The organism is Fischerella sp. PCC 9605, from assembly GCF_000517105.1.
GTDB lineage: Bacteria > Cyanobacteriota > Cyanobacteriia > Cyanobacteriales > Nostocaceae > PCC9605.
On the sequence record NZ_ALVT01000034.1, the window covers coordinates 412,660 to 429,688 of the forward strand.

15 protein-coding genes are annotated in these 17,029 nt (G+C 40.5%); 5 read left to right on the top strand and 10 right to left on the bottom strand.

Features of this window, described 5'->3' with window-relative positions:
- Nucleotides 1–321: 321 nt before the first annotated feature.
- From FIS9605_RS0102375 to FIS9605_RS0102400, 6 genes are all read right to left on the bottom strand, one after another.
- Nucleotides 322–1,155, bottom strand: coding sequence for an energy-coupling factor ABC transporter ATP-binding protein (locus FIS9605_RS0102375; protein ID WP_026731151.1), 834 nt, complete (start codon nt 1,153–1,155; stop codon nt 322–324).
- Complete coding sequence (gene cbiQ / locus FIS9605_RS0102380) at nt 1,130–1,942, bottom strand: cobalt ECF transporter T component CbiQ (RefSeq protein ID WP_026731152.1); 813 nt, start codon at nt 1,940–1,942, stop codon at nt 1,130–1,132. The genes FIS9605_RS0102375 and cbiQ overlap by 26 nt, the downstream gene beginning before the upstream one ends.
- Nucleotides 1,926–2,243, bottom strand: a complete 318-nt coding sequence (locus FIS9605_RS0102385) for an energy-coupling factor ABC transporter substrate-binding protein (protein WP_026731153.1) — start codon at nt 2,241–2,243, stop codon at nt 1,926–1,928. The genes cbiQ and FIS9605_RS0102385 overlap by 17 nt, the downstream gene beginning before the upstream one ends.
- Before the next feature lie 57 nt (nt 2,244–2,300).
- Nucleotides 2,301–3,059 carry an energy-coupling factor ABC transporter permease gene (locus FIS9605_RS0102390; RefSeq protein ID WP_155960341.1) on the bottom strand — a complete coding sequence of 253 codons (759 nt, stop codon included), beginning with the start codon at nt 3,057–3,059 and terminating at the stop codon, nt 2,301–2,303.
- Nucleotides 3,060–3,168: 109 nt separating this feature from the next.
- Nucleotides 3,169–4,731, bottom strand: coding sequence for an AAA-like domain-containing protein (locus tag FIS9605_RS36070; RefSeq protein WP_051469908.1), 1,563 nt, complete (start codon nt 4,729–4,731; stop codon nt 3,169–3,171).
- Between the two features lie 98 nt (nt 4,732–4,829).
- Nucleotides 4,830–6,794 (bottom strand): AAA-like domain-containing protein, encoded by a 1,965-nt coding sequence (locus tag FIS9605_RS0102400; protein ID WP_231510212.1) that lies wholly within the window; start codon nt 6,792–6,794, stop codon nt 4,830–4,832.
- A 432-nt stretch (nt 6,795–7,226) separates the two neighbouring features.
- Here FIS9605_RS0102400 and FIS9605_RS0102405 point away from each other — a divergent pair, with 432 nt between their 5' ends.
- From FIS9605_RS0102405 to FIS9605_RS0102415, 3 genes are all read left to right on the top strand, one after another.
- Nucleotides 7,227–7,418: an RNA-binding S4 domain-containing protein gene (locus FIS9605_RS0102405; protein WP_026731156.1), complete on the top strand. Its 192-nt coding sequence runs from the start codon at nt 7,227–7,229 to the stop codon at nt 7,416–7,418.
- Between the two features lie 481 nt (nt 7,419–7,899).
- Complete coding sequence (locus tag FIS9605_RS0102410; RefSeq protein WP_026731157.1) at nt 7,900–8,274, top strand: DUF6152 family protein; 375 nt, start codon at nt 7,900–7,902, stop codon at nt 8,272–8,274.
- Complete coding sequence (locus tag FIS9605_RS0102415) at nt 8,274–8,765, top strand: DUF6644 family protein (protein WP_026731158.1); 492 nt, start codon at nt 8,274–8,276, stop codon at nt 8,763–8,765. Before FIS9605_RS0102410 ends, FIS9605_RS0102415 begins: the two co-directional genes overlap by 1 nt.
- A 140-nt stretch (nt 8,766–8,905) precedes the next feature.
- Here FIS9605_RS0102415 and FIS9605_RS0102420 read toward each other — a convergent pair whose 3' ends face one another.
- The 4 genes from FIS9605_RS0102420 to FIS9605_RS0102435 form a co-directional block, all read right to left on the bottom strand.
- Entirely contained in the window at nt 8,906–10,534 is a 1,629-nt protein-coding gene (locus tag FIS9605_RS0102420; RefSeq protein WP_026731159.1) for an ABC transporter ATP-binding protein, read from the bottom strand.
- A 19-nt stretch (nt 10,535–10,553) separates the two neighbouring features.
- A complete protein-coding gene (locus tag FIS9605_RS0102425) occupies nt 10,554–11,699 on the bottom strand; it encodes a BMP family ABC transporter substrate-binding protein (protein ID WP_026731160.1) in 1,146 nt (381 codons plus the stop codon).
- A gap of 519 nt (nt 11,700–12,218) precedes the next feature.
- A complete protein-coding gene (locus tag FIS9605_RS0102430; protein WP_026731161.1) occupies nt 12,219–12,590 on the bottom strand; it encodes a sulfite exporter TauE/SafE family protein in 372 nt (123 codons plus the stop codon).
- Nucleotides 12,591–12,614: 24 nt separating this feature from the next.
- Nucleotides 12,615–13,580 (bottom strand): acetamidase/formamidase family protein, encoded by a 966-nt coding sequence (locus tag FIS9605_RS0102435; protein WP_026731162.1) that lies wholly within the window; start codon nt 13,578–13,580, stop codon nt 12,615–12,617.
- A 587-nt stretch (nt 13,581–14,167) separates the two neighbouring features.
- Here FIS9605_RS0102435 and FIS9605_RS0102440 point away from each other — a divergent pair.
- The gene (locus FIS9605_RS0102440) at nt 14,168–14,665 is read left to right on the top strand and encodes an NINE protein (protein WP_035139296.1); all 498 of its coding nucleotides are present in this window, start codon (nt 14,168–14,170) and stop codon (nt 14,663–14,665) included.
- A 578-nt stretch (nt 14,666–15,243) separates the two neighbouring features.
- On the top strand, nt 15,244–16,914 hold the full coding sequence (locus FIS9605_RS36075; RefSeq protein WP_051469909.1) for a tetratricopeptide repeat protein: 1,671 nt from the start codon (nt 15,244–15,246) through the stop codon (nt 16,912–16,914).
- Nucleotides 16,915–17,029: the final 115 nt, after the last annotated feature.

Sequence of the window (17,029 nt, forward strand, 5' to 3'; positions counted from 1 at the left end):
TAATCATTAAAACTGCGGCATCAAATTCATACAAAACAAAATTTACCCCTTATTTGCAATGCCCTCTTGGGGGATTTTATGCTATTCCTTCAGGGTTATTGACAAGAAAATTTGTATAAAATAATTTACTTATGCTGTTGATTGTAAAAAAATAATAATTTCCTCTTTAGCATTCACAAACACTGTGTCAAAAAATACCTAAATGCAGTATTATAAATCACACATAAATCATTTATTAAAAATAAAACTGCAAATACAAACTTAAAATAATTAATTTGACAAATGACCAATGACAAATGACAAATGACCAATGACTATTGACTAAAACTCACGAACTACATTTAACATTCGCTGTCGCAAACGTTCTAAAACTGCTCTCTCTTCAGCAAATTCGTCAGCAGCATATAACATTTCATATATTAAAGGTACTCCTAACTGTAATTCTTCCAGAATGTCACGCTGAGTAAACACATCCTGGGGTTTTCCCTCCAGTACTAGTCGTCCTCTATCCATCACAAATACCCAATCTGCCCAGCGATAAACTAAATCTAGGTCATGAGTTGCCATGACTATTGTTGTCCCAGCAGCATGAATATTTTTCAAAGTTGACATCAGGTGACGAGTATGCATCCGATCTAGATACGCCGTTGGTTCATCTAACAATAATAATTCCGGTTTTAGTACCATCACATCTGCTATAGAAACTCGCTTTTTTTGACCTAAACTGAGATGGTGTACAGGTCTTTGTGCGAGTGATGTTAAATCAAAATCAACTAATGCTTGCTCAATTCGCTGTTGAATTTCTGCTTCAGGCAACCCCAAATTGCACAAGCCATAAGAAATATCTTCTTCAACTGTAGAAGCAACTAGTTGTTGCTCTGGGTCTTGAAAAACTACGCCGACTTTCTGGCGTAAATTCATCATGAACTTTCGGTCATATTGTAGTGGTTGACCTTGCCAATAAATAGTTCCTTTTTGAGGTTTATATAGGCCATTAGCTAATAAAAATAGCGTAGTTTTACCACAACCATTTTGACCAATTAATGCACATTTTTTCTTAGCAGGAATTTTTATTGTGAGACCATTCACAGCCGATTGTTTTGCGCCTGAATAAGTGTAATATATCTGTTCAAATGTGAGTAACCATTCCGGCATTCTGCCCCCATTCTAATGCTATTAATAAAGCAAAGCCAAAAATAGCTTCTATGGTATATCGCTTTGATTGATGATAGTGATGGGGATGCCAAACCCGCAATTCTCCATTGAAACCCCTTGATTCTAAACTTAAGACAACTTGGCGATAGTTTTCTAAACTGCGTTTGAGTAGTTGTCCAATTAACAGTGCTAAACTTTTCATACTAGTAGCGAAAGTACGATAGCCTCCACGAGCCTGCTGAGCAGTCCATAATTCCGAAGCTGTGTTTAACAGCACAAAAATAAAGCGATACATCAGCAATAAAAGCTCAGTTAACAGTGCTGGACAACCAAGACGTCTCAGCGTTTGCAAAAGTTCAGTGAAGGGAATAGTGAGCATGACAAAATACAAGCAACAAAGAGAAGCTAAAGCTCGCGTTAAAATTGTCAATCCCAGCCCAAGACCATTATGACTGATGTATAGGTAATAACCACTAATATTTAATCCCGCGATCGCATCATGTTGTATTAAATCTATGTGAGCTACATCTATACCATTAATAGCTAAAGCTGGCAAGCTGGTTAACCAAAAAAAAGTTGCCACATAGATCAATTTCAAATATATTTTGCCCGGAATGCCTGCATAGATCACTGTCCAAACACTCATCCAGAGTGCAATCAAAATTTGCACGCTTGGATGAGCAAAAGCTGTGACGATTAATAAGGCAGTTGCAAACAGCAATTTTTGTTCTGGTGGCAACCATCGCAAGCGATTAGTGTAGGCTAGTGTGTCAATCTGAATTTTCATTATGATGATTTTGACGTTCTGAGCGCCCTTTATATAGTCCAATTACATAGCCAATCACACCAGCACCCGCAGCCGCTTGCACAGCAAACAATAAGCTTTGAACTTCTGTGCTAGATATTTGAATCAATGAATTAAACCAAGGTTTATATTCAGGCTGTATCTCTTCAATCGCTTCTTGAGCTTTGCCATCTGCACCGCCAAATTCTGCATCTTTGAGTAACACTAGAGGCGTTACAGTTAAAGCCACTACTGCAAGTAGCAATAGCCAGTTATTCCATTTATGATTTTGAATTTTAGTCATTTGTCATTTTTTGTTGTTTGTTGGTTGTTGGTTGGAACAAGTACTAACCACTAACCACTAACCATTCTCTGATTTAATCAGATTCAACGTTTCTAGTTCTTGACGGCCATAGTTAGCTAGCCAATTCCACACCAACACTGTTAATAATCCTTCACTAATTGCTAAAGGAACTTGTGTAATGGCAAAGATCCCCGCAAATTTAGCAAAGGATGCCACAATCCCACCTGTAGTTGCAGGAAATGCCAAAGCTAATTGTACAGAAGTCACAAGATAAGTCATTAAATTTGCGATCGCTGCGGCTAGAAAAATTGCTAATCTTTGCTTGCCAGTTGGCATGACTAAGCGATATATCCAAAAGGCAACAAAAGGCCCGACTATCGCCATTGAAAATGCATTGGCTCCCAGTGTAGTTAAACCGCCGTGGGCTAGCAGCAGTGCTTGAAATAGCAGCACTAGACTACCCAGCACTGACATGGCTAAAGGCCCAAATAGCACTGCTCCTAATCCTGTACCTGTAGGATGGGAACAACTACCTGTAACCGAAGGCATTTTTAATGCCGATAGTACGAAGGTAAAAGCCCCTGCCAATGCCAAGAGTAATTTTAATTCTGGTTTCGCTTGAGTAATGCGTGTTAGCGATCGCAACCCCAACACAAAAAATGGCAGCGCTACTATCCACCAAAATACCGCCCACCCCACAGGTAAAAAACCTTCCATGATGTGCATGGCATAGGCTGGTGCGGCGGCGCTCACTATTTGGTAAAAGCTCAAAATCCCGATGAGGATTAGCGATCCACGTTTAGATGTGATAATGATTCTCGGCACAAACTCTTCCTCGAAGATGTATAAGGATTCAGTTTATATTGACAGCTTCTCTTCTTCAAGTATGATTATCATTATCATATAAGTTTTATCGATATTTCACTCAGCACCCACCCGACTCAGATTTTGTATTCGTGGCTTTGCTTTGATACTTAATCTGGGCACATTTCACCTGTAATTCAAGGTTCTGAATCTTTTGTAAAAGCGACACTCCCCACGCTAGTGAGATCGCAAACTTAATAGTCATACCTAGCAATAGGAGCGTGACTATTCTGGCAGCTTTTTTTTGTTGAGCCTCTCTCTTTTGTTGTTCTTGCAGTCGTGCTTCTACTTCTTTGGCGCGTTCCGCCTCCAATGCTTGTTGCACTTCTTTTCGATCCAATTCTTCACTTTTCGCTAAAAATCGATAATCTAAGTCGCTTAAGCTTTTGCCATGTGCCCAAGTTTGGGCATCAATCAAGGCTTGTCCACGCAAAAGGCGAGATTTATCTTCTTCGTTAGAGGCTATCCAGGCATTGAAGGCTTGAGAGTAGGGGCGCAAGTAAGCTAATTGTTTTTCAACCCATTCGAGGTTGAAAACTTCTTGATAAATTCGGTTTTTTACTTTTATAAAACCCTGCTTTCTTGTCACCAAACCAGACAGCAATAGTTCTACCTGTTCTTGAGTATCATCCACAGGTACGTCAATCCCTTGGAGAATTTGCTGATAAATTCCTAGCAATCTTCCAGCAGATTGTTCTTTTCTCAAGATGCGATCGCGAATTGTCCGTAAATGCTCCGGTTCATCTTGTGATTCCCACTTGTCAATTATGCGCGATCGCACAATACTCTCTACCCAGTATGCTTCAGTGCCAGGAAGAATTTTGAGCTTTCTTGCTACATCATCTAAGGTTGAACTTACAAGTAGCCGACATAGCTTTTGGGTAAGAAAAGGTTGTCCTTCTGTCCAAGCTAATATTTCTTTAAGAACTATCTGGGGATCGCTACCATTTATTTCCAATCCTTGAGCTAGTGGTTTAGCTTCTGCAAATGTGAAGCCATCTATTTCTATAGCTTTACCAATATTAAATGGGGTAGTATGATTTTTATAAGAAATTAAGTCTGAAGGTGTAGCAACGCCAGAAATGGCAAATGTAATTCGATTATATTCGGAAGCAATTGCTCGTTGATTATATAAAAATCGAATCAAGCTAAAAAAGTCATCAACGGGAAAATCAAGGCTTTTAATACTATCAATTTCATCAATAAAGATAAACAATCTTTCGTGAGGAAATTGATCTAGTAGTATCTCCGAAATAAATCGACTGAGTTTCTGAAGTAAACAAATATCGCTTTGTTCTTGCCACCAAGCTTTTAAATTGACTTTTCCTAACAGTTTAAAACCCAACCATAAATCACCTATGACTCCCTTATACCACTGCTGGGGAGTTATATTTTCGCAACCAATATTAGTCATATCAATAGTGACGCATCGAAAGCCTTCCTGTTGCAGGCGATGCTTGGTTCTAACCATGAGCGAGGATTTGCCCATTTGCCTACAACTAAGGACATAGCAAAACTCTCCCTGCTTTAAGGCTTCATAGAGTTCCACATCTGCTCGTCGCTCAACATAACTAGGAGCGTCACAGGTCAGTGTGCCGCCAACTTGGTATCGATAATTGCTCATTGAATTTGAAATGTTAATTTGTTTTGCAGATAAATAAAGAAGTTGGTATGAAGATAGTTTAGAAAATCGATAAAGATAGTCCCATTAATAAATCAGTTTTAAATTTTTTCATTTAAAACTAAATTAACAATAAAACAATTACGTCCCTTTCTTCTCGCTTGAAATAGTGCTTCTTCAGCAGCAGCAATTAACATCTCAGCGGAGTTTTCATGGTTTGGTGTTGCTGTTGCAATCCCTAAACTCACAGTCAGAACCGGAGCAGGAAATCCATCAAAGTGAGATTGAGCGTGGGGGATCGCTAATGCCTTAACCCGATCGCGAATGTTTTCTGCAAGTTCAACAGCAATATCTGTATCAACTTTGGGCAAGATTGCAGCAAACTTTGTCCCTTCATAATGTGCCAACAGATCGGCTTGATATTTCAGGCAGTCGCATATGACATTAGCGATTTTTTGTAAACTGATATTTCCAGCTACATGCCCATGAGTGTCACAGTAAAATTTAAAGTAGTCAATTTCACACAAAATCAGAGTTAGCTGTGAACTTTTTTTCAGCCACAATTGCCACTCCATCTCCAGATACTGTTGGAAGTAGTGGAGATTGACGAACTGAGTTAATGCATCATTTTCATCAATAACAGAGTGTTCTTGTTGTTCTTCTGGCGATAATTTTACAGAAGCATTGACGCTATTTTGCTTGCCAAGCTGCTGGCTAAAATAAAGGCGATACAATTCACAGCTTGGTTGTGCGCGATCGCCATCTAATTGCACCAAACCCATACTTTCAAGCTTGTAAGCGGCGATCGCGTCTAGTTGTACTCTCTCATTAGCAGTTACAACCTGTTGCATAGCTGACATCAATCGTGGTTCAGCTTGGAGTAAAGTCAACAGTTCTCTGAGATGTTGAGCATAAATCCCGGTTGGTGTGGCGGCTGTTCGTAATAACACGTCTAAACTCATTTCTCCCTGACACAGATGATAAAGCGCGAGGTTCACCAGATAGGGATGTCCGCCGATCATCGCTTGTAGTGGTGCAAGCCGTTGTGCTTCTTCCTTGTTTGTTGCCCATTCGAGTCCATAGCGCTGTGCTAAATTTTCTACCTGCTCTAGGGTAAATGGTGGTAGCGTAATTGTTACCCCAACATTAAAAGGAGATTGATTGAGCTTGAGCTGGATATAAATTTCGGTTGTGTGAACTACCACTAACCGCAGTTTTTGCCAAGTCTGATCCTGCTTTGCCTGTTCGTGCCAAAATCGCAGCATTGGCAAGAAGTCGTGGGCAATATTGGGATGTTCAAAAATCCGATGAACTTCATTCAAAGCCAAGACTACGGGTCTGCTATCAATGTATTGCAGTAGATACCCCTCAAAATAAATTTTGCAGCTCACTTTGCTGCCCATCTCAGCATCCCAAAAATCATCTAGACTGGGAAAGAGGTTCAACTGCCTGCTAACGTTGATGCAGAACCAACGCAAAAATTTATCAAGCGAAGCAAAAATGCTTTCATCCGCTTCTTGAAAGTCCAAATAGACTGTATGATAACCCTGCTCTCTAGCGTGAGCAATCATCCTGTTGAGCAGCGAACTTTTGCCCATTTTCCTGGGGGCTTTGATCCGCAGCAAGCAACCAGGCTGCATAATTTCGTTACAAACCAGTTCTTCTAGGGGAGGACGATAAATGTAAATAGGAGAATCTAGTGGTACAGGACCGCTAGGAAAATCCATTTTGCTGACTAAGACTAAGTTTGAAGAATACTTGGCTGAACTAGAGTTTAATGGCAACTCTTGTTCGGGCTGATTCTTTTGCCTGTTTATCCTATTTTGGGGATATTTCCGAAACACTAGATGCAGGTTCTTTTTCGTGACTCTCTCTCCAAGTGCTTCAGAAAGGTCTTGCCACAACTGAGAGCCTACTTCCTTAATGTAGTCGCTACCATAGCCGGAACCCTGCGCCATTTCAAAGTAGGTCTTGCCCAACCACGATTGATGGAGCACGAACCGCTGAATGGAACTGAGAGGCTTGTCTTGTAGAATTCTTTCTACAGCTTCTAGAAGTTCTTCCACGGTTATTCAAGCTTCAACTAATTGTAGATTCACTTATGCCTTTTTACTTAGTAATAATATACATCTGAAGATTTATTTGCACCAAGAAAAAATAACTTTATATGTATACAATTTTTGGTGCGATCATTGTACAGCAAATGTTTTTAAAATTAAATATTTTTTTTAAGATTAGCGTATACGAAGAAAACAGAGAGATTTCTACCCAGGGAATATATCACTTTTTTAGTTTACTGGTTGATATACATCATATAAATTACTACTTAAGATAGATGTAAATAATATAAAAATTAGTGTAAGTAAGACTTAACCTTTTCATAATATAGGGTCAACCTTGCTCAACTTCGTTCCACATCGCCATTAGTTGTTTGGCTTGATGATACCACCATAAAATTAAGTTGTTGTGCAGGTGAACTACTTTCGACAAGTGGCAACATGATTAAACTCGACCAGTTTTTAAAGTTGGTGGGTATAGCTCAAACTGGAGGGCAAGCAAAACTGATGATTAATGATGGTGATGTAAAAGTCAATGGCACAGTTGAAACCCGACGAGGAAGGAAATTAGTATCAAGCGACCAAGTAACCGTAGGAAGGCAAACTTTTAAGGTTGGGGACGTAATCCAATAAATAGTAGCAATCCTATACTCCACCGAATACACCTAGGCTAACTTTACATCGTTGATGAGCGCACTCTGTAAGTTAGTCATACAAGCGCGTTAGTAGTTTTCGGAGATGTCTATCTAAAGGGTTTTCATGTCCTCGATAAGTTTTTACAACACAACCGTTTAAGGTGATGTTATTACTTGTATTCTCAGTAAGTTGAGACAATAACTGTTAAGTTGACAATAGCCTCCTCAGCATCTGACATTTTTCTATCATATTCATCTCTCATACTAAAGATCATAAAGAGTTGATACTGAGTACAGCGATCAACTTGGGGAGTCAAAAAACATGATTGCAAAGCGATCAAAACTGGCTAGAGGCGCGATCGCGACAATGATTGTTTGCTTGGCTGGCAGGATTGATGACACAACTGTGTAGCTGCGATGAAATAACAGTTTCTTTTCATTGATTTATGTTTACTGAACTGTAAAAGGAGATCAAAGCAATGTCCAAAAAAGGATTTGTGCATGCAGCTGTGACAGCAGCCGCGATCGCAACCTTCCTAAGTGTTGATGCTGATGAAGCAGGAGCACATCACGGTTGGAGTGAGTACAACAACCAGCAACCTTTGAACTTGACAGGACAGATTCAACAAGTGAGCTATGAGTCTCCTCATGTGATGATTCAGATCAAGTCTGGTAACAAAATTTGGACATCTGTTCTTGCACCACCCTCTCGCATGCAGCGACGTGGATTGCCGCAGACGGCTCTGCAAGTCGGGCAAACAGTAGGTGTAGTCGGCTATGCTCACCGCAGCGAGTCTAATCAGATGCGGGCAGAGCGAATCATAGTCGGCGATCGCACAGTGGAGTTGCGTTAATGGAAAGTGTTGCAGATACCGACTGGTTGTGGCTGGAGAAAAGTGCATTATCCGTTGCGATTCGCCAGTGGACGTGGGGCTACCCGATCGTTGAGACGGTACACATTTTAGGTCTGGCGATCTTGTTTGGATCGGTTGTCATGTTCGACCTCCGATTGCTTGGCTTTTCCCGCCACCTATTGGTGAGCGACATGGCACGGCATCTTTTGCCTTGGGCTTACCTGAGCTTTGCGATCGTTGCTCTCTCCGGCTTCCTGATGTTTGCCGTTGATGCAAGTGTGATTGCAACAAATCCTGCCTTTCGTCTCAAACTCATACTGATTGCGGCAACTAGCGTGAATGCGGCGGTGTTTCATGGCGGGATTTACCGCTCAGTCAAACTCTGGAACCGGGGAGTCAAAGCTCCTGCGACAGCAAGAATTACGGCTATTTTCTCTCTCATTCTTTGGACAGCTGTAATTGTGTGTGGTCGCCTGATTGCCTATGTTTGAACTCAGACAATCAAGAGTTTCCGATCATGTCTCTGCGTCTGGTACTCTCCGCGTCACCGCGTCCCAATGCCCCCGTGTTCTCCTTGTTCTCCTTGTCCTTTTTTTCATTTGAAGATTACTGAATCGGTGTTCTAGCCGATTTATTTATCTGACACAAAGCCATCTCCTCCCATCCAGCGCCCGATTTGTTCGCGGCTGATGTCTGCAATTGGCACAAAATTAGAAAGCTGTCCTTTATAGATCACCCCAATGCGATCGCACAATGCCAACAACTCATCTAAATCTTCAGAAATCACCAGCACTCCACTACCAGTGTTCCGCATTTCCATTAAAGCTTCATGAATAGTTGCAGTAGCATTAACATCTACACCCCAAGTTGGATGTGCTGCGATCAACACTGCGTGATTTTGCTGAATTTCCCGCCCCATAATAAACTTTTGCAAGTTACCACCTGATAGACTGCTGGCGATCGCATCCAACCCTGCTTGTTTAACATTGAAGGCATTGCAAATTCTACTAGTCCAGGCTTTTAACTTGCGTTGTCGAATTATACCGTGCCGCAGCAACCCTTGACTGTAAGCTGTTAGCAAGGCATTTTCTCGCAAATTCAGATTTGGCACTACACCCACCCCTAGACGTTCTTCTGGGACATATCCCAAACCCAAGCGACGACGCTTCAGAATATCACAATTACCGATAGGCATCTCTCCCAGCAGAATCATTTCTGCCTTAGGACAAATTACTTCACCACTCAAAGCTGCTAAGAGTTCGCTTTGTCCATTACCCGCAACACCAGCAATACCGACAATTTCGCCGCTACGAATCTCAAAATTAATGTGTTGCAATGATACACCAAAAGGATGCTTTGATTCCACGCATAAATCTTTAACTTGCAAGCAAATAGATCCCAGAGATTGGGAAGAAGACGTGGAGAGTTTGGGACGCGGTGACGCCTCCGAAGACGCGGTGACGCGGAGAGTACCAGACGCAGAGAAATGATCGGAAACTCTCGACCTGTCACTGTGTCCCTGCGTCCCCGTGTTCTTGTAAGCATCTTCACCAATCATCATGCGCGCGAGACTCTGAGGAGTTTCTGTCTGGGGATTACACTCAGACACCACTGCACCATTCCGCAATACCGTAGCATGACTGCACAAAGATTGTACTTCTTGTAACTTGTGACTGCTGAACAAAATACTGCAACCACCAGAGGCAATTTGCCGCAATGTTGCAAATAGCTTTTCTATTTCTTGAGGAGTGAGAACCGCCGTTGGTTCATCCAAAATCAACAACTTGGTAGCAACACAAAGACAACGGATAATTTCTACGCGTTGTTTTTCACTCACTGATAGAGTGTGAACTGGGCGATCTGGATTTACATCTAAACCGTATTCTTGAGATAGAACGCGGATTTTTCGAGCAACTCGTGATAAGTCCCATTTTTCAGTAGGGGGAAGCGCCAAGGCAATATTTTCTGTAACAGTAAGGGTTTCAAATAAACAAAAGTGCTGAAACACCATACCAATACCTAGCAGACGCGCCTGCGCCGGACTGGTAATATTAACCTGCTGCCCTTCCCAATAAATTTCACCGCGATCGGGACGCACCAAGCCATAGATAATTTTCATCAAGGTACTCTTACCCGCCCCATTTTCTCCCAGCAGGGCATGAATTTCACCAGGTTGAATCGTCAAATTTACCTGATTATTTGCCAAACAACCAAGATACGACTTGCTAATATTCCTGGCTTGTAAACGGCTTTGGTTCATGTCAATCTCAAATCCAAAATCATTTAAGACTTCCCTTAGGAAGTGAACCCTCTACTCCTTCAACATACCAATCCATTGCTAACTGTTGTTTATCCTCCAAAACTTTACCCTGTGGTACTCGCACTACACCCTTTTGGTCTTTCACCGGGCCATTAAAAGGATGGGCACTACCTTTAATAAATTCCTCCCGCTTTGCCATTACCAATCTCTGCACATCTTGAGGAATTGCTGGATTTAGTGGCGAAATATCAACCATCCCTTGACCAATTCCATACCAAACGTTTTCAGGCTTCCACGTACCATTGATAACAGCAAGGGCTTTATCTGTATAAAACTTGCCCCACTTATTAATGGCTGATGTTAAATGTGCCTTCGCACCAAACCGACTCATATCGGTGTTGTAACCAAAAGCAAAAATACCTTTCTCCTCTGCTAATTGCACAGCAGCAGAAGAGTCAGTGTGTTGTGTCAGCACATCTGCATCTAAATTTACCAAAGCTTGTGCAGCTTCTCTTTCTTTAGCTGGATCGTACCAACTTTGTACCCACACTACTCTCAGCTTTGCCTTAGGATTTGTCGCCCGCAGTCCCTGTGTGAAAGCACCTATCCCCCGAATTACTTCTGGAATTGGGTATGCTCCGATAAAACCAATGATATTAGATTTGGTCATCTTGCCAGCAATCATACCAGTTAAGTAGCGGGGTTCTTCAAAGCGTCCCAAATAAGTGCCGACATTGGCAGCACGTTTGTAACCCGTACAGTGTTCAAAATAAACATCAGGAAAGTCTTTGGCAACTTTAATTGTCGGATTCATGTAGCCAAAGGAAGTTGTAAAAATTAATTTGTTGCCATCTAATGCCAGTTGACGAATAACCCTCTCAGCATCAGCACCTTCACTGACATTTTCTATAAAAGTAGACCTCACTCTTCCTTGAAGATTCACTTCCATTTCTCTGCGTCCGAGGTCGTGGGCATAAGTCCACCCAAAATCACCTACAGGTCCCACATAAACAAAACCCACCTTCAATGGTTCATTAACTGCTATGGGTGATGTCCTTGGTGACACTCCACTCTGTGGATTATTAGATTTTCTTTCAGTACAGGCAGCAATGGTAAAGCTAGCTCCTGTAAAAGAGGCATATTTGATAAACTTACGACGATCCATATCTATCGCTTAGCTGTACTTAGTTAAAAATATCTCTCTGGTTGGTAGCAGATGCAGTTTAAGATTATATATTCGCTAAATTTTAACTTTTTGTTTTTGCCACTAACAGACCATTTATAAAGTAAATCTTAAGTTTGTAGTGGCGTGTCAAAGCTAAAATGATGCATTATAGCTTTCTTGTGGGATGGGCTTCTAGCCCGCCGATGAGGGATTTCCAAGAAATAAATTATCCCGGATTGTGGGGTAGACCGGACAGCCTGCCCCTCAGATGTGACGGGTGAGGACACCCATCCCACAAGAAAATTTGGGATGTTTTTTTATTTGGAAGTTCCTGAGGACGGTCTAGAAGCCCATCCCACAAGATTTTTCTAATGCACAAAATTAGGGTATCTAAGAGTTTGAAAACACGCCCTAGGGGGAATCAAACAAAATATTTGATACTTCTCTAACAATTAAAAAATTTAATCAGTAGGGTGAGTAATACTCTCCCTACAAATAAATTACAATCCTTAAACTTAGTTACCTGACAAACAAATACCGCAAGCCAATTAGTAATAAAAATATTCCATACAGCTTCTTGATCATTTCACTACTAATAAAAGGCTGATTTGCAAACAAAGCCCCAAACAAGTTTCCGATTATAAGACCAACTGCGATAATTACGGCATATTTTATATTGAGATTGCCGTTGCGATAGTAAATAATAGCAGCCAAAATTCCTATTGGTAATATTTGAGCGGCAATAGAAGTACCAGTAGCAAACTTTTGATCCAAACCAATTAGCAGCACCATAGCTGGCACCATAATTGCACCGCCGCCGATACCAAACATACCGCCAGCTACACCTGCGACAAGACCGATGAGTAATAATTGAAGGAGTATATTAGACATAAAAAATGATTGTTTGATTGCTAATTATAAATTTATTTCCGTTGATAAGATAGACTTTGCTAACATTCCATGCACACCTTTTTGCGGAGAATTGACCACCTGAGTGATGCGAAAATTTACCGCCAAACTGCACAATACATAAGCATCTTCTGGTGATATTCCTGTTAAGTTTACCAGAAAATCAATCATATTTTTTAAAGCCTGATCTAAGGCTGCATCTAAAGTTTGACCAAATCCCATTGTGATGATATCTGTATGAGTTTCAGCCATTGGTGTTGTCAGTTGCAAATCCTTGCGAAGTTTTAATTGAATAGTACCGTTCATGGATGTTTCAATGGCGGTGACGTTCACTTCACCATCTCCCTGTGCAGAATGTCCATCACCTATAGAAAACAAAGCACCAGGAACGAAAATAGGCAAAAATACTTTTGAACCCGCTTGTAGTTCACGGTTGTCAATATTACCTCCATAACAACCAGGAGGAATGGAAGAACGTTGCGTTTCTGGAGTGGCGACACCAAGAATGCCAAAAAACGGTTTCAAAGGAACTTTAATACCACTGTTTACAGGAAATTCAGCAACATTGTTTTCTAAATCAAGGGGAATGAATCTCAAAGCTGGTTGATTGAACTGCTGTGGTAACGCTCCCCAACCTGTACGAATAGCATTGAAACCAATGAGTAATCTAGGTTTAATGGCTTCTAATTTTACTTCCAAAACATCCCCCGGTTCTGCCTCCCGCACATAAATTGGCCCTGTCAGCAAATGGGGACCATCTGCAATTTTGCGTTCTGCTGGCAGATTTTGGCAAATATCAATAAATTCTGATGTGATAAATTCGCTTGGTGCTTTGTCGTAAATATAGTAACCAGTATATGTTTCCACATCTACTGTATCACCGGAGTCAACAATCAGTACTGGTTCTAATAAATTAGAAAATCCGCCTAGATGTACTGTATTTTTAGTAGCTTTGAGAATGTGATGAGCCATTGCCGCTGTTGTAGTTACTTCATAGATATTAAATAAAATTTATACAAATCATAGCTACATTACAATCTCTTGAGAGTTTACACTGTTGATATGCTCGAATTATTTATTGAACATACTTAAAATTTCTTAAATTACTTATATCAATTCTCTGTAAAAATGCGCTTAATATTTATATAGCCCAAACCCTAGAAGGGTTGGCTATAAGAACTAAGCCCGTCTGTGCGGGCTATATTAAGAGCGTTTTCATAGATAAATGGTATTAATACAATATTGCATAAATTCCTAACTAATCAAATTTGAAAAGCCTCTGCGCCCCCACCGAAGCTTTGAGCGGAGGTTTCCTCCGCTCAAAGCTTCTCTCTACCGTTACTCTGCGTTCTTCTACGTTTAAAAAAGCTACGATTTGACACAAACCTGTACTTAGGTTTGCTAAGCTTAAATAATATTTTTGGTATGCTCGCTAATTGCTTTAAGTATAAATCCTAGTTTTCATTTTGACTGTTATATTTTATCTTGGAAAGGAGCGTAGTAAAAAACACACAATCTTACTAAAAAAAATCGTTAAGACGCAATAAGGAATTATAAATATGAGAAGTACAGGAGTAGCTTATCTGCTTTGGTTAACTTGTCTTCTTGGATTAGCCGGAACTCACCGTTTTTATAGTGGTAAGTATGTTACTGGAATAATATGGCTGTTTACATATGGGTTATTTGGTTTTGGTCAACTTATAGATTTGCTTCTCATACCAGGAATGGTTGAAGAAAAAAATCTCAAATATAAGTTACTTTATGGTAGTCCTAATCAGAATAATACCCCGCATACCCAACAAGTAATTATTAATGTCGCTGATTATATAGCTCCAAATGCAAATACTAATAAGTCATTATCTTCCAAGTCTGATATTCAGATAGTTCTGGAATTAGCTAAAAATAATGGTGGAATTATATCTGTAACAGATTGTGTGATTGCTACTGGTAAACCTATTGTGGAAATAAAGCAGACTATTGATAACCTATGTTCTGAAGGTTTGTTAGAACCAAGTAATCATCCAGATACTGGCGCAATAGTTTATAAGCTTATTTAATTTGATTGGAATGAGCAACTGGAGGTTGAAAATTAAAAATTAGGAATTAATCATATTTACTAAAGTTAATCTTTAAGTTACAATTATTTTCTTTTCTAAATATGTTTCATACCGTCAAGAAATCTAGGTAAGTTTTAATGTAGTGCAAGCTTCTTAATCTATGCGATAAAAAAACCTGCACCATGCCACCGATTAGCTTCATTGGCTAGAGTTGGGTGATATACTCTGTGCAATCTGCCAGAAATCGGCGGATGTGATTGGCGATCGCATCTCCCTCTTCTTCTAAGGCAAAATGTCTTGCAGATGAAACTCTATGTTTTTCAAGTCGCGTTGATAGGGATGAGCACCTTTGGCAGGAAAGATGAAATCATTATCTCCCAGTAAACTTTGTTGTACTGAGAGTCTTCTTACTCCATTTAAGATAGCGATCGCCAGATGTCCAAAGGCGATAAAAAATGCGGGCGCTCTTTATGAGCAGTTATGGTGAGCCAATCAATTGGTTATGACGCTGCTAAACATGTGAAGGGACGCAAACGGCATCTGACGGTTAAAGCTATTTCAACTCATCTACAACATTTATGGGAATCAAACGGAGTCTATTTGAGCAGAAAATCAAATTGTTGCTGAGACAGGTACGAGCAACAGTACAACGCCATATCAGTATCATCATACTTGCAGTATTGTTCTTGGTGACGGCAATATTGCCCAGCACTGCTCATATGGTTACAGGAAATTTGCTCGCTCAAGCTTCGCTGAATGCCGAAAATTTGGTAGAGCAAGGCAAAGCTTTATATGAAGCTGAAAAGTTTAATGATGCAGTCAAGATTTTGCAACAAGCAGCCGCCGCCTTCGCTGGCAGTGGTGATAAATTAGGACAAGCCATGACTTTAAGCAATTTGTCCTTAGCTTATCAACAACTTGGCTTATGGAAAGAGGCAGAAGGTGCGATCGCCCAAAGTCTTAACTTATTACAAAATTTGGAGCGATCGCAAGAGCGTGCGGGAATTCTCGCGCAAACTTTAGATGTTCAAGGGCGCTTGCACTTGACACGGGGACAAACCGAAAATGCTCTCAATAGTTGGCAACAAGCCGCTGATATATATAAAAAATTAGGCGATCGCGTTAAATTAGTTCGCAATCACATTAACTGTGCTCAAGCATTGCAAGTTTTGGGCTTTTATAATCGGGCTGAAAATATTTTAGATGAGGTAAAGCAAACCCTCCAAAACATTCCAGACGCATCTGTTAGAGTTGAGGGATTCCGTAGCCTCGGCGACGTTCTCCGATTACTGGGTAAATTACGCGAATCTGAAGAGATATTGAAAGAGAGTTTAAAAGTAGCGAAATCCTTGCGTTCCAATCAAGTTATTAGTGAAGTTCTAGTTAGTCTAGGTAAGACAGCACGCGCACAAAAAAATCCCCAAGCTGCTTTAAACTTCTTCCAACAGGCAGCTGCCTTATCACCTCCCATTAATACGCGTATCGAATTACTGTTAAATCGATTCAGCTTGCTTTTAGAAACACAGCAATTTCGCGCTGCTACAGATTTGTTGCCGCAAACTCAGTCAGAAATTAATAAATTACCGCCTAGTCGGATGGCAGTTTACGCCCGGATTAACTTAGCTCAGAATCTAGCACGATTAAAAAAAGAGATCAAAAATCATAGTAACAAAGATACAAATAACATAAATACTCCCTCATGGTTGGATATTGCCCAACTATTAGCACCAGCAGTCCAACAAGCAAAAAGTCTGCAAGACAAACGAGCAGAATCTTATGCAACGGGTACTCTTGGCTCATTGTATGAACAAACTGAGCAGTTATCCCATGCTTTTGACCTGACGGAAAAAGCTTTGTTCACAACCCAAGCAATTGACGCACCAGATATTACTTATCAGTGGCAATGGCAGTTAGGACGTTTACTCAAGCAAAAGGGAGATATTAAAGGAGCGATCGCTGCCTACCAAGTAGCATTTCGTACTCTCCAATCTCTGCGTAGCGATTTAGTTGCCATCAATCCAGACATTCAGTTTTCCTTCACAGAAAGTGTAGAACCAGTGTATCGAGAGTTGGTAGATTTGCAATTGCAAAGTAAAGGAAACCTCGAAACCACTTCACAAAATCTCACCCAAGCTCGTGATGTAATTGAATCGTTAAAGCTGGCAGAACTGAATAACTTCTTTCGGTCTGCCTGTTTGGAACCAATTGTAAAACTTGACGAAGTGTTGTCTCAGGTTATATCTTATTAAATTTTAAATAACAACAACAACAACAGCGTAGCTGATATTAAGTTTTATCACTACGTTGTTTTTATGTACAAGAACAATAGTAATCTAAGTCTATAACGTAAATAGCGATATTAAG